Source organism: Ruegeria sp. BI7 (assembly GCF_056537925.1).
Map to the genome: position 1 here is coordinate 302,054 of NZ_JBQFSK010000001.1, position 13,350 is coordinate 315,403.

Sequence of the window (13,350 nt, forward strand, 5' to 3'; positions counted from 1 at the left end):
GCTAAGACCCGATGCTGCGCGCCCTTGATATACGCGACATGCTGATCATTGATCGGCTGGAATTGACGTTTCAGCCGGGTTTGAACGCATTGACCGGTGAAACCGGGGCGGGCAAGTCGATCTTGCTGGATTCGCTGGGTTTCGTGCTGGGCTGGCGAGGGCGGGCTGAATTGGTTCGGCAAGGCGCTGCGCAGGGGGAGGTTGTAGCCGAGTTTGAGTTGCCAGATGGCCACCCCGCCCATGCGATTCTGGCCGAGGCAGGCTTGCCTGGTAGTGAGGAGCTGATCCTGCGCCGGGTTAATACAGCCGAGGGGCGCAAGACCGCTTGGGTCAATGACCGGCGCTGTTCCGGTGAGGTACTGCGCGCCCTGTCCGAGACGTTGATCGAACTGCACGGCCAGCATGATGATCGCGGGTTGCTGAACCCGCGCGGGCATAGGGCAATGCTGGATGACTATGCGGGGGCAGAGGGGCTTCTGGCAGCAGTGCGCGCGGCGTGGATGGATATGTCCCGCGCGCGTAAGGATTTGGCCGAGACCGAGGCGACGCTGGCCGCCATGCGCGCCGAGGAGGAGTTTCTGCGCCACGCCGTTGCCGAGCTGGACAAGCTGGACCCTCAGCCCGGTGAGGATGCTGAATTGGATGCCCGTCGGCGCATGATGCAAGGGGCTGAACGCATTCGCGATGACGTTGCCCGTGCTTTTGACCTGTTGGGCGCAGATGGGGCCGAGGTGGCGATGTCTGACGCGGTGCGTTGGTTGGAAGGCGTGTCCGACAATGCGGGCGGGCAGCTTGAGGCCCCGATAGCCGCATTGGGGCGCGCCTTGATCGAATTGGGTGAAGCGCAGGACGGGGTGAGCGCCTGCCTTCAAGCTTTGGATTTTAACCCGGCTGAGCTTGAAGCCGCAGAAGAACGTCTTTTCGCCATCCGAGCGTTGGCCCGTAAGCATGATGTGGTGCCTGACGAATTGGTAGTTTTTGCCGACACGCTGCGTGATCGACTGACCCGTTTGGAAGCGGGTGACGCCGACTTGGCGGATCGGCGTGCTGCGGTTGCGGCTGCACAGGAAACCTATGACAACGCCGCCGCCGCACTTAGCGCCGCGCGCCAACAGGCGGCCGGGCAATTGGATGCGGCCGTGATGACCGAGCTTGCACCGTTGAAGATGGAGCGTGCGGTATTTCAAACCGAAATCACGGGCGCCGATCCCGGACCTGAGGGGGTCGATGCGGTGGCCTTTACCGTTGCCACCAATCCCGGCGCGCCGTCTGGCCCGTTGAACAAGATTGCCTCGGGCGGTGAACTCAGCCGGTTTTTGCTGGCGCTCAAGGTGTGTCTGACCGGCGACGATAGCGCCCGCACTATGATCTTTGATGAAATCGACCGGGGTGTCGGTGGGGCGACTGCTGATGCGGTGGGCCGCCGTCTGGCGTCTTTGGCACAGGGGGGGCAGGTTCTGGTCGTGACCCACTCGCCGCAGGTTGCCGCCCGCGCGGCGCATCATTGGCGGGTTCAAAAACAGGTAACTGGCGGGCAGACATTGTCCACCGTTATCCCGCTGGCAGAACCAGACCGTGTGGATGAAATCGCCCGGATGGTCGCAGGGGACACCATCACGGACGAGGCGCGCGCCGCCGCCCGCGCATTGTTGGACGCCTGAGGTAAATTTGCCGCTTTCCGGTTTTCAAACCGTCGCGATCCTACTTTTATAAGGGGGATCCGTGGCTTACTAAGGAATATACCTTGATCCCCGAGTGCCAATGACCCAAACGACCCGCACTGTTCTGCGCAACCAGCTCAATCAGGCTCTGGCCGCGATGAAGGATGCGTGGCGGGTGATGTTGCGACGTGGACCCAGCCAGATTCAGTTTTGGTTTATTGCTTTGGCGATTGGGATCGCGGCGGGGTTCATGGCGCTGGGGTTCCGTAAGGCGATCCGGTCGCTACAGGCCTATGTCTACGACACAGACGATATCCTGTTGCTGCACAGCCATGCTGAGAAATTGCCGTGGTTCCTGATCCTGATTACGCCGATCATCGGCGGTCTGATTGTTGGTGTCATCCTGCACAGATTCACCGATGACGGGCGAGTGCGCTCGGTCGCGGACGTGATCGAGGGTTCGGCGCTGACCAATGGCCGGGTCGAGGGCAAGGCGGGGATCGCCTCGTTCTTTGCCTCGCTGATCACGCTCAGCACTGGCGGGTCAACCGGGCGGGAAGGCCCGGTGGTGCATATGGCCGGGGTGATCTCGACCTGGGTCAGTGACCGTATCCACGCGGATGGCATCACTGGCCGCGATCTGTTGGGCTGCGCTGTGGCGGCAGCGGTTTCAGCCAGTTTTAACTCACCCATCGCTGGGGCGCTATTCGCGCTTGAGGTGGTGCTGCGCCACTTTGCTGTACACGCCTTTGCACCCATTGTTATCGCCTCGGTCGCGGGTACGGTGATCAACCGGCTGGAATACGGAGATGTGACCGAGTTCGTTCTGGAAACCCCGGGCTCGCTGCAATTCTATGTGGAGCTGCCAGCCTTTTTGATCCTTGGGCTGATCTGCGGGCTGGTGTCGTTGCTGTTGATGCGCTCGATCTTCTTTGCCGAGGACATCGGCACTCACGTTCAAAATCGCCTGTCGCTGCCACGTTGGCTGCGCCCCGCCGTGTCCGGTGCGATGCTGGGTTTGCTGGCCATCTGGTTTCCACATATCATCGGGGTTGGGTACGAAACGACGATCCGTGCCCTGACTGGCGATCTGACCCTGACCGTCGCGATCTTGTTCGCGGTGATAAAAACAGTCGCTTTGGCCATCACCATGGGGGGGCGTATGGGCGGTGGTGTGTTTTCTCCTTCGCTGATGGTTGGCGCTCTGACCGGATTGGCCTTTGGGTTAATCGCCACCGGGCTGCTGCCGGATGTGTCCGGGACCCATACGCTCTATGCCTTTGCGGGCATGGGTGCCGTGGCCGCCGCAGTGCTGGGTGCCCCGATTTCCACCACGATGATCGTTTTTGAACTGACCGGAGACTGGCAGATTGGAATTGCGGTGATGGTCTCGGTGTCGATGTCCACAGCTTTGGCTTCGCGTCTTGTGGACCGGTCGTTCTTCCTGACACAGCTGGAGCGGCGAGATGTTCACCTGGCCGCAGGACCACAGGCATACTTGCTGGCGATGTTGCGCACCGGGGCGGTGATGCGCCCGATAGGGGATCCGCGCTCGATCACAAAAGAGAAGGCGCAGGAGTTGATAGAGCAGGGGCTATGCGTACAGGCCAGTGCCACGCTTGAGGCGGCGATGCCCTATTTCGACCACGACGACATCCCTTGCATCCCGGTTGTGGTGATTGACGACGAGGGTAACGAATCCCCGGTTGGTGCGCTCTTTCATATCGACGCACTCAAGGCCTATAACCGGGCGCTGGCCGCCACGGCGGCCGAGGAACATTCCTAACCGTCGTAGACCGTTGCCGCGTCGCCCAGATAATTGTCCCATGCAAACCAGTAAGAGATATGTCCAGCCACACGCGGCAAGCGAGTTCCGTCTGGTCCGATCAGCGCCTCTTCGGTCATGGTCCATTTCTGTCCGGTCTGATCCACCAGGCCGCCGTCGGACGCGGTGAACCGGTACGAGGCGCGTTCAAACGCCCGTACCGCGCGCTTGTCGGGATTGCCGATCAGAACCAACGGCCGGTTGGCAATCGCGTCGTTGATCACGCGCGTCTTGCTAAACGCATCCAAAGGCCAGGCCCGCGCCGCGCCGAACTGGCGGATAGCGAAGATATAGTCTTTCTGCCGATGTTCGGATTGGTCAACCAGTGCTGGAAACATCAGTTCAGGCGAGGCGAAATACTCACGATAGACCACGCCAGAGCCATAGTTGCGCCGATGGCCGGTGTTCTGAGACAGAACGCGCGTGCCGGGATGTGAAGTTTTCCAGCTTTCCCATGTGGTGATCACCACCGGTCGCTGCTGGAGCGTGATTCCACTGCCGACCAGCGGGCCCACAACCGGCTTCCCGGTGTATTGGTTCCACAGCGAATGTGTCTCGCGATCAAACATCAGCTTGTTGGAACGGTACAGGAAACCAGATGATCCAAAGACAAACGGTTTCCGCCGTCCCGCCACTTGTGTTTCGAACAAGATACCCGACCCGCACAGCGTGCAATAAGCCAGCGCTACGGGGACGCCACCGATCACCTCGTTGAACATCTCGTGCCATCCCATGATCCGCAGCGGATAGGCGCGTTCATCCCCATTGATCGAGACGCCAAAAACCAGATCGTCGTCTTTCATGTAGCTGGCTTTTGAGGCCGAGATCAGTGCCGGATTGTCGAGCGACGGGATGCCGTCCTTGCTAACACCGCCCCAGGTGATTTCCTCTAGCCGGATCTTCATCTTGTCGCGCTGCAGGTATTTTGGGCGCAAGAAGTCGTCAAAATTCGGGTCAATCCCCAGAAGAACCTCACGCTTGAACGGGATCAACGAAGGGTGCGGAACCACCTGCGGATTCTTTTCCTGCCACAACATCCAGTCGAACCAGTCGGTGCCGATGTTCTGACCGGTGAGGGTTTGCATGACCTCGGCGATCTCATCACTGCGCCGCCGTCCATGACGCATTCCGGTCAGCAGGGCCGGGACTACATCCGGGTTGCCACGCTGCACCAGAAAGGCCATGCCCTGTTTGAATTCAGAACTGCTGCCGTAAAGAGTGGACCTGACGGCCTCAAGCACGGGGTCTTGCTGCGCTGAAAGTGCGTTGGGCAATGCGGCTGCGGCCAGCATACCAGTGAAACTGCGGCGCGTGATCGACATGGCATCCTCCGATGGTGTCCATGTCCAGTGTGCATCGGCCGCTGTTCACATGCATGCAACAGGTGCGTGAGGTTTCACACAACGTTCACGTTTTTAGTGCCTCTTTTACGACGCCACGTCAGACTCTTTTCGTTTTCAAAACCTACCTATCTCGCCCAAAACAAACAGCGAGTTTAGGTTTAGGGTATCTGTGTGTCACTCTCCACAGAGCAAACCGTACGGAAAAAGTAACAGCAGCGGCGTCTAACTAAACGCTATGGAAGAACCAATTGGCTGCTTTAACTGTTGCCGCTGCGCATTTACCGAAAGCGTTAATAACGCTTGGTTTTTTGCGATGAGCTTATCCCAGACTCATTTTTAGGATGTACTAGCTATTCACCATCTTCTTGTACTTGTTGTAGGTGGGTTTAATTTTGTTACCGTTCGCGATCTTGTCGGGATCAAGTTTATGAAAATCATTCTGGTCGCGGTGGTCGCTGCGCCACACCTGCCCGTCTTTATCAATCACATGCCGCCAGCAGTTTTTAAGAACTTCGTCTGCTTTGTCTTTGCCAGTCCAATGCCAAACGGACTCGTAACACAGAGTACCTTTTGAAGTTACGTACCACTTTCCATCTGTATAGCTGACCGCGGGATCGCTTGGGTCGTCGTCCCAAACAGCTTGAAACTTGCCGCCTGACCCCCAATAAGAACCTCCTTTGCTCCAGTTCCAGGTCTTGCCCAGGTAAATGTCGATAACCTGTTGAGGATCTGCGTTTTTTGCACCGTTTGGCTTACTTTCGCTGAATGCAGAAGTTGCGAGCAGGGTTGCACCAAGTGCGGTGATCAGTAATGAATTGAGTTTCATAGTCATGCCTTTCAAAACGAAATAAATGCATAACTATTGCAAGTGATTCAAATCTGATCAAGCTTCAGAAGAGAGCCGAGGTGTCTCGGTTGCATCTTCTACGCCGTGTTCGGTCCGGAAAGGAATGCCCGAACAGTCATACTTGCACAGACTGTAAGACAAGAGGAAATGTGCCGTTAAGGTGCTGAGAGCAAAAGTTTTTATGGTCGTCCGAAGGCAGACCTAACCGTCCAAACGCTGGCGTTGAAACGACTGCTACCATCGGATTTCAACCTTAAATCTGCTCAACCTTCACCGACTCGACCGGGTAAAAGGCCACATAACCCTTGATCTCGGCCATGGCGGCAATGGGGGTTTCATAGCTCCACGCGGCGTTTTCGGTCACCGAGGATTTGTTGACGATCGAGAAATGCGAGGCATCCCCCTTATGCGGGCAGTGGGTGATCTTGTCGGTGCTATCCAGAAAGGCCATCGCGATGTCGGTACGGGGGAAATAGATCACCGGAGTCAGATCACCTTCGATCAATTCCAGCGCGCCAGTGCTTTCACCCAGTACGGCACCACCGGAACGAACGCTCCATTTGCCCGGAGCTTTGCGGATTGTGATCTCAACCATTTTTCTTCCCTCGACTTATTTTCGGCCTCTCTTCTGCTCTGTGTATGTAACAGGTCAGTGTCAGATCGGCGCAGTTGCGGCATCCAACCACAGTTGCGCGTCGTCGCCCAGCCTTGAGCGCAGTTTTTTCGCAACGTCGTAGTGATAGGTATTCAGCCAGTCACGCTCTGCCGACGTCAACATGTCGGTCACGATTAGCCTTCTGTCAATTGGGACGTATGTCAGGGTCCGCCAGTTCAGCATCGCGCGTTCCGCGTCACCACCGGGCAGGGCTGGGGCTTCTTGAACAACTACGAGGTTTTCGATGCGGATACCAAAGGCGCCCTCGCGGTAATAGCCCGGTTCGTTGGAAAGGATCATGCCGGGTTGCAAGGGCACATGGCTGACTTTGGACAGGCGCTGGGGGCCTTCGTGAACGCTGAGGTAGGCACCTACACCGTGCCCGACACCGTGGTTGAAATCCTGACCCGCGGCCCAAAGCGGGGCCCGTGCGATACATTCGATGTCACGCCCGGCCAGCCCGACAGGCCAGCGCAGCATGGATAGGTTAATCATGCCCTTCAACACGCGGGTAAAGCAGGATTTTTCCTCATCTCCGACATTGCCGACGGCGATAGTTCGCGTGATGTCAGTGGTGCCGTCCAGATATTGCCCACCACTGTCCAGAACCAGAATATGACCGTCTTCAAGGCGGCTGTCGGTTTCTTCGGTCACGCGGTAATGCATGATCGCGCCGTTCGGACCAGTGCCGGCAATCGTGTCGAACGAGATATCCTGCAGCGCATTGTCCTTGCGCCGGTTCTCTTCAAGGCGGGTCACCACCTGCGTCTCGGTCAGGGTGCCCGGAGCCTGCGCATCCAACCAGCAAAGGGTTTCAATAACCGCCGCTGCATCGCGCAGATGCGCTTCGGCGCTGCCCGTGATCTCAGCCGCATTCTTGCAGGCCTTGGGCAAGGCGCAGGGATCTCCGCCATCCACCATCCGATCCTGCAACACATCGGCCACAGCCTGAGGCAGCGTTCCCAAATCGACCTGTATCTTCCCCTCAAGCGCTGTAACGGCGTCCAGAAATGCCCCCGGCGCGTGGACGGAAACCTGATCCGTCAACGGCTCGGACAGTTTTTCCTGATCCATGAACAGATCCACCCGGCCACCGGCATGCAGAATAGCAAAGCCATGCGCCACCGGGTTGTACCCGATATCCGACCCGCGAATGTTCAAAAGCCACATGATCGAATCCGGCAACGTGATTACTGCAGCTGTGCAATTTGCCTCGCGCAGGGCTTCGGCCAGAAGGGTGATTTTGCTGTCCGCGGTTTCACCTGCAAACTCAATCGGATGGGTCTTGACCGGGTTCATCGGGGCGGTGGGTTGGTCGGACCACACGCGGTCCACCAGATTGTCACAGCGCACCAGTTCTATGCCGCTGTCGGTCAGCTCTTTCTTTGCGCTTGTGATCTGACCTGCTGCGTGCAGCCACGGATCAAAACCTACCTTACCGCCATCGGGAAGGTGTTCCTTCAACCAGGTGCTCAGGTTGACCTCGGGCCACGGAACCGGAGTGAATTCGGCGGCGACCTGCGCCTTGACCTGGGTTCGATACCGGCCATCGACAAACACGCCCGCTATATCTGGTAACACGGCGCAAAACCCTGCTGATCCCGTGAACCCTGTCAGCCAAGCCAACCTTTCATCCCGAGCGGCCACGTATTCGCCCTGATGCGCGTCTGCGCGCGGGATCAGAAATCCGTCCAGCCCTTCGTTCGCAATTTCACCCCGCAGAGCCGCCAACCGGGGTGGCCCCTGTTCCGGGCGCGCCGTCACCTCAAAGGACTGAAACATCACATACCTCTCCCAAGCGGGGGTTCACCCCTTATTCTTTTGGAAAATTCTTTGGCCCGGGGCAAGGCCAGCCTCAGCTGGCCCTTTTCATCCCCATCACCCGCGCACGTGCGCGAGGATCACTATCGAACAGGGCTGCCAGTTGCTCGGTCATTGCGCCTGCCAGTTGTTCGACGTCAGTGATCGTCACCGCGCGGTCGTAATAGCGGGTGACGTCGTGACCGATGCCGATGGCCAGCAGTTCCACCATTTTGCGCTTTTCCACCATGGCGATCACGTCGCGCAGGTGTTTTTCCAGATAATTCGCGGGGTTGACGCTGAGCGTTGAATCGTCGACCGGCGCACCATCCGAAATCACCATCAGGATTTTGCGTGCTTCGCGCCGGGCCAGCATTCGGCGATGCGCCCATTCCAACGCTTCGCCGTCGATATTCTCTTTCAGCAGCCCCTCTTTCATCATCAGGCCCAGATTGGGCCGTGCGCGCCGCCAAGGGGCATCCGCGCCCTTGTAGATGATGTGGCGCAAATCATTCAGACGCCCCGGCTGTTGCGGGCGACCATCGTTCAGCCACGCCTCGCGCGCCAATCCGCCTTTCCACGCGCGGGTGGTAAAGCCCAGAATCTCAACCTTCACGTTGCAGCGTTCCAGCGTGCGCGCCAGAACATCCGCACAGATCGCCGCAATAGAAATCGGACGCCCGCGCATTGAGCCCGAGTTGTCCAACAACAGCGTTACCACCGTGTCGCGGAATTCGGTGTCCTTCTCGACCTTGAAGCTGAGCGGCGTAGTCGGGTTTGCCACAACTCGCGCCAGACGGCCCGCATCCAAAATGCCTTCTTCGCGGTCGAATTCCCAGCTGCGGTTCTGTTGTGCCTGCAGGCGACGCTGTAACTTGTTGGCCAATCGGCTAACAGCGCCCTTCAGGGGCTCCAACTGCTGATCCAAATAGGCTCGCAGTCGTTCCAGTTCGGCCGGTTCGGCCAGATCTTCGGCTGCGATCTCTTCGTCGTAGGTGTTCAGATAGACCTTGTAATCGGGATCAGCTTCGGATGCCGGCGGGGGGGCAGGGGGTTCCAGCGGAGCCTCACCTTCGGGCATCTCTGCCTCATCGCCCATCTCATCTTCGGCCATCTCATCCATCGAGACCTGAGCCTGAGACTGGTCCTGCTGTTCTTCCTGCGTTTGTTCAGGCGTGGCGTCGGCGTCCTGCTCCTCTTGGTCATCCTGGCCGGTGCTGTCGGGATCGGGCTGTTCCTCGTCGTCGTCTTCGGCCTGATCTTCCTGTTCGTCGTCCAACTCATCAGGGTCATCGCCCAGCTGGTCGCCGTAACCCAGATCCTTGATCATCTGGCGGGCAAACTTGGCGAATTCCGTCTGGTCCGAGAGCAGTTCGTCTAGGTTTTCCAGCGTGCCACTGGCCTGTTCTTCGATAAATCCACGCCACAGGTTCATGATGTTAGAGGCCGCCGGGGGCAGGTCCCGCCCCGTGGCCAGGTGCCGGATCAGATAGCCCGCAGCAACCGCTAACGGTGCATCCGCAGGCTGCTTGCACTGGTCGTATCCGCGCCGCAGGGCCTCATGCCCAATCTTGACGTCGATATTGCTGGCAGTGCCGGGCATATCCCGCGCACCCATCGCCTCGCATCGCGCGACTTCCATCGCCTCGTACAAATCCCGTGCCATATCACCCGGAGGCGCATAGCGCGCATGGGTGGCGTCGTCATGGTATTTCCGCTGCAGCGCCAGAGCATCCGCCGTACCGCGTGCCAGCAAAACCTCTTCGCGCGTCATCCGGCGGCTGACTTGCGGCAGACGCATCGACTCGCCCGATATACCAGAAGGGTCGACTGTGTAGGTCACGTTCAATTCAGGGTCGTCGGCCATAACCTTGGTGGCTTCGGCCAAAGCCTTCTTGAACGGATCAGCGGGGTTGTCGTTGGGTTTGCTCATCGGTGGCAGTCCGGTCTTGTTCTGTCCCGGCAACCTAGTGCCAATTCAGGGCCTTGACCATAGGGCCAACCCCGTTTTCGCATGAAACCAGAGCGGGACCTATGGTAAAATCATGGGGTGTCTCGATGGGTGGCGTGCGTCAAACTAACTATAAACTACGGGACTAGGAGATTGCCCAGCCTTGTGCACCCCAGAACGACTTGGCGGTTCCTACCTGAACCATCCTATAAGACCCTCAAACACTCCCTTAAGCCCATTTTTCCGGAACAATTTCTGATCTTTGCCGTGGTGCGAGCGCATAACGATATTCGTCAAGTCACGCATCTGTCCGGTGTTGAGCTTCATGGGATCGTTTACAGCACTGGAGTTCACTTTCTTGCCGGGCATGTCGGTTAGGTCAAAGCCGTTTTCCCGGCCAAATGTCTCAAGCCCGTGCCGTAAATCGGCAAAATCCAACAGCGACACGCGCGCCCCTGATGCATGCCGGGCGCTTTTGTTGACAGTTAACCTACCTGAAACATTTTTGATATCCAGCAAGTCCGAGATGGATTTGTTAGCCGACACAAGTGTCTCAAATTCCTCAAGGTTTATTGGTTCGTTGCGGGGATCAAGGCCGAAACCACCCCCTTCTTGCGCACGCATCCACCGGTGGGGCGAATAGTACAGCGAGATCATCCGCTCGACCGGGGGGCGGGCAAAGGCATAAGCGGTATAATCGGCAAAGGCCGGGCCAATCAGTTGGCTGTATTCCGCAAGTGTCTGATGCTTGGACTTGGTAGCGTCACCGCTTAGTTCGAACCGGTCTGTACCGTCTTGGTGGCCGCTGGTGACGATGGCATCGTCTGAGAACCGAAGGAAACAACGCGTAAAAAAGTTCCCTCCGGTTTTCGGTACGTGGATGAACACGCATTTTTGCGCGGCAAATTGCACCTACTTATCCCAGGCTTGTGCTGGCCGCGCTTTCCGGCAGTTCCTCGTCAAAGCAACGCTGATAGAACTCGGCAACGGTCTGACGCTCCAGCTCATCACATTTGTTCAGGAAGGACAGGCGGAACGCATAGCCCACGTCGCGGAAAATCTCGGCGTTCTGGGCCCAGTTGATCACGGTTCGTGGGCTCATCACGGTGGACAGGTCGCCATTCACAAAGGCGGTCCTGGTCAGATCAGCAACGGTCACCATCTGGCTGACGGTTTTGCGGCCTTTCTCGGTGTTGTAGTGCGGCGCTTTCGACAGGACGATCATCGTTTCGGCGTCGTGGCTCAGGTAGTTCAGGGTCGAGACCAGCGACCAGCGGTCCATCTGCGCCTGGTTGATCTGCTGCGTGCCGTGATAGAGGCCAGTGGTGTCACCCAGACCCACGGTGTTCGCAGTGGCGAACAGGCGGAAATTCGGGTTCGGTGTGATGATCTCGTTCTGATCCAGCAGGGTCAGCTTGCCGTCATGTTCCAGTACGCGCTGGATCACGAACATCACGTCGGCGCGGCCTGCATCGTATTCGTCGAACACGATGGCTACGGGGTTGCGCAGCGCCCACGGCAGGATGCCCTCGTGGAACTCTGTGACCTGCTTGCCGTCGCGCAGTTTAATCGCGTCTTTACCGATCAGGTCGATCCGGCTGATGTGGCTGTCCAGGTTCACACGCACGGCAGGCCAGTTCAGGCGAGCGGCAACTTGCTCGATATGGGTCGATTTACCGGTGCCGTGATAGCCTTGAATCATAACCCGGCGGTTATGTGAAAACCCTGCCAGAATCGCCAGTGTGGTTTCGGGATCAAACTTATAGGTCGGGTCGATGGCTGGAACCCGATCACTGCGCTCTGCAAAGCCTTTGACCGCCATGTCGGTATCAATGCCGAATACGTCCCGAACCGAGATTTCCTCGGTGGGTTTTGCGTTGATATCAATCGATCCGTCAGCCATTCGCCTTGTCCTTATCCTTTGGCCCGTCTTACCGGGTTTGAACCCGTGTGTGGTGCAACATATTGCCGGGAAGGGCAAGGGAAAGAGGCGCCGCGCGGAGGCTGAGAGGATGTTTCTTCGAAACTGGCCTTATAGAAGTGCGCGACAAGCGATCGTGGTCGCTCATTCGAACCTTGGGCGACACAAATAAGTTCCATTCGAAACAGGCCGAGGGTCTCGTTCTTCCTCCAACTTTTGGCGCTCTGGCTGATAGTGCTAATTAGGCAGAGTGCAGGTTCAGCTTGAGATAGGCGCTAGGGGACAAGACCAAATTAACGGTAACCAACAGGGTAAGCTCATGAATCGGGGTCCCAAAAAACAAACTAATGAATTAGAATATTCAGAAGTTAATGTTGGGTTAATCGACGCGTGATAAGCTCCGGATATCGTTTCCGTTGTGCGTTAAACAGTGAGTTTTGCGATGTCGCTTGTTATTTCAGGCCCCTCTTCGATCGCGATCCCCAGCGGGTCGACCTCGGTTATGCAGCAGTATACCACGACCAAAGCTGTGTCTTGGAGCGTGACCGTAACTGGCTCAGGTGGCTTGAATCCTTCCGACTACACTGTATCGATTTCATCCAGCGGAGTTTTGACCGTTGAACTTACGCCGGGCGCTGACATTCCCCCGAATACACAACTTACGGTTCTAATACGGGCGACGACGGGGAATCCGGGAAATGGTAACAATGCCTCTCTCAGTGTGACAGTTGACCTCCCTGCCGGAACAGTACCGTGTTTTGTGAAGGGGACGCTGATAGAAACTAAAAATGGCCCTTGCCCCGTCGAAGAACTGTCGGTTGGCGACAGGGTTTGCGTATCTGATGGTCAAACCCTTCCTATTATTTGGATCGGGAAACGAACACTCAGCGCTCAGACCTTGCGTCTCCAGCCAAGATTTCGCCCAGTGAGAATTCAGCGCAACGCGCTAGGCAGAGGTCTGCCCAACCGCGATCTGTACGTATCCCCGCAACACCGGATTGTGATTGAAGGCTGGCGGGCCGAGTTGCTATTTGGGGAACCGATGGTCTTCTCGGCCGCTATTCATCTGGTCAACGATGATACGATCCGTCAGATAGGAGCGGATGAGCCCGTCACCTACTTTCACATTGCCTGCGAGCAGCATGCCATCCTGTCCTCGCATGGCCTGCAAAGTGAAAGCCTGTATGTCGGCGGTCAGTCTTTGAATTCTTTCAGCCGCGAAGATGTTGACGAACTGCGCGCGCTATTTCCCGAACTCAGTGACAGCGCGCAGGTGCCAAAAACCAAACTGCGTTGCTTGAAACGCCCCGAAGCGCAGGCGCTGCGGGGTACGTTTTCAGCGTAGTA

General features: G+C 57.6%; 10 protein-coding genes. 3 read left to right on the plus strand and 7 right to left on the minus strand.

The window, feature by feature from the left end:
* Nucleotides 1–11: 11 nt before the first annotated feature.
* Nucleotides 12–1,661 (plus strand): DNA repair protein RecN, encoded by a 1,650-nt coding sequence (recN, locus tag ACR0JB_RS01535; protein WP_170395668.1) that lies wholly within the window; start codon nucleotides 12–14, stop codon nucleotides 1,659–1,661.
* A gap of 100 nt (nucleotides 1,662–1,761) precedes the next feature.
* Nucleotides 1,762–3,447: a chloride channel protein gene (locus ACR0JB_RS01540; protein WP_170360248.1), complete on the plus strand. Its 1,686-nt coding sequence runs from the start codon at nucleotides 1,762–1,764 to the stop codon at nucleotides 3,445–3,447.
* Here the strand turns inward: ACR0JB_RS01540 and ACR0JB_RS01545 are convergent.
* The 7 genes from ACR0JB_RS01545 to cobS form a co-directional block, all read right to left on the minus strand.
* Nucleotides 3,444–4,808 carry a DUF3179 domain-containing protein gene (locus ACR0JB_RS01545; RefSeq protein WP_170395670.1) on the minus strand — a complete coding sequence of 455 codons (1,365 nt, stop codon included), beginning with the start codon at nucleotides 4,806–4,808 and terminating at the stop codon, nucleotides 3,444–3,446. The genes ACR0JB_RS01540 and ACR0JB_RS01545 overlap by 4 nt on opposite strands.
* Before the next feature lie 367 nt (nucleotides 4,809–5,175).
* The gene (locus tag ACR0JB_RS01550) at nucleotides 5,176–5,655 is read right to left on the minus strand and encodes a DUF995 domain-containing protein (RefSeq protein WP_170395672.1); all 480 of its coding nucleotides are present in this window, start codon (nucleotides 5,653–5,655) and stop codon (nucleotides 5,176–5,178) included.
* A gap of 274 nt (nucleotides 5,656–5,929) precedes the next feature.
* Entirely contained in the window at nucleotides 5,930–6,271 is a 342-nt protein-coding gene (locus ACR0JB_RS01555; RefSeq protein ID WP_170395674.1) for a DUF427 domain-containing protein, read from the minus strand.
* Between the two features lie 60 nt (nucleotides 6,272–6,331).
* On the minus strand, nucleotides 6,332–8,113 hold the full coding sequence (locus tag ACR0JB_RS01560) for an aminopeptidase P family protein (protein ID WP_170395676.1): 1,782 nt from the start codon (nucleotides 8,111–8,113) through the stop codon (nucleotides 6,332–6,334).
* A gap of 73 nt (nucleotides 8,114–8,186) precedes the next feature.
* Nucleotides 8,187–10,064: a cobaltochelatase subunit CobT gene (gene cobT, locus ACR0JB_RS01565; RefSeq protein ID WP_170395678.1), complete on the minus strand. Its 1,878-nt coding sequence runs from the start codon at nucleotides 10,062–10,064 to the stop codon at nucleotides 8,187–8,189.
* 210 nt (nucleotides 10,065–10,274) lie between these two features.
* The gene (locus ACR0JB_RS01570; RefSeq protein ID WP_170395680.1) at nucleotides 10,275–10,994 is read right to left on the minus strand and encodes a sulfotransferase family 2 domain-containing protein; all 720 of its coding nucleotides are present in this window, start codon (nucleotides 10,992–10,994) and stop codon (nucleotides 10,275–10,277) included.
* Between the two features lie 4 nt (nucleotides 10,995–10,998).
* Entirely contained in the window at nucleotides 10,999–11,985 is a 987-nt protein-coding gene (gene cobS, locus ACR0JB_RS01575) for a cobaltochelatase subunit CobS (RefSeq protein WP_480789630.1), read from the minus strand.
* A 520-nt stretch (nucleotides 11,986–12,505) separates the two neighbouring features.
* Here cobS and ACR0JB_RS01580 point away from each other — a divergent pair.
* Nucleotides 12,506–13,348, plus strand: a complete 843-nt coding sequence (locus ACR0JB_RS01580) for a Hint domain-containing protein (protein WP_170395682.1) — start codon at nucleotides 12,506–12,508, stop codon at nucleotides 13,346–13,348.
* Nucleotides 13,349–13,350: the final 2 nt, after the last annotated feature.

What these genes read in the sequence shown, in the direction of transcription:
- recN (WP_170395668.1), top strand. Translation starts at nt 12, where the DNA reads ATGCTGCGCGCCCTTGATATACGCGACATGCTGATCATTGATCGGCTG.
- ACR0JB_RS01540 (WP_170360248.1), top strand. Translation starts at nt 1,762, where the DNA reads ATGACCCAAACGACCCGCACTGTTCTGCGCAACCAGCTCAATCAGGCT.
- ACR0JB_RS01545 (WP_170395670.1), bottom strand. Translation starts at nt 4,808, where the DNA reads ATGTCGATCACGCGCCGCAGTTTCACTGGTATGCTGGCCGCAGCCGCA.
- ACR0JB_RS01550 (WP_170395672.1), bottom strand. Translation starts at nt 5,655, where the DNA reads ATGAAACTCAATTCATTACTGATCACCGCACTTGGTGCAACCCTGCTC.
- ACR0JB_RS01555 (WP_170395674.1), bottom strand. Translation starts at nt 6,271, where the DNA reads ATGGTTGAGATCACAATCCGCAAAGCTCCGGGCAAATGGAGCGTTCGT.
- ACR0JB_RS01560 (WP_170395676.1), bottom strand. Translation starts at nt 8,113, where the DNA reads ATGTTTCAGTCCTTTGAGGTGACGGCGCGCCCGGAACAGGGGCCACCC.
- cobT (WP_170395678.1), bottom strand. Translation starts at nt 10,064, where the DNA reads ATGAGCAAACCCAACGACAACCCCGCTGATCCGTTCAAGAAGGCTTTG.
- cobS (WP_480789630.1), bottom strand. Translation starts at nt 11,985, where the DNA reads ATGGCTGACGGATCGATTGATATCAACGCAAAACCCACCGAGGAAATC.
- ACR0JB_RS01580 (WP_170395682.1), top strand. Translation starts at nt 12,506, where the DNA reads ATGCAGCAGTATACCACGACCAAAGCTGTGTCTTGGAGCGTGACCGTA.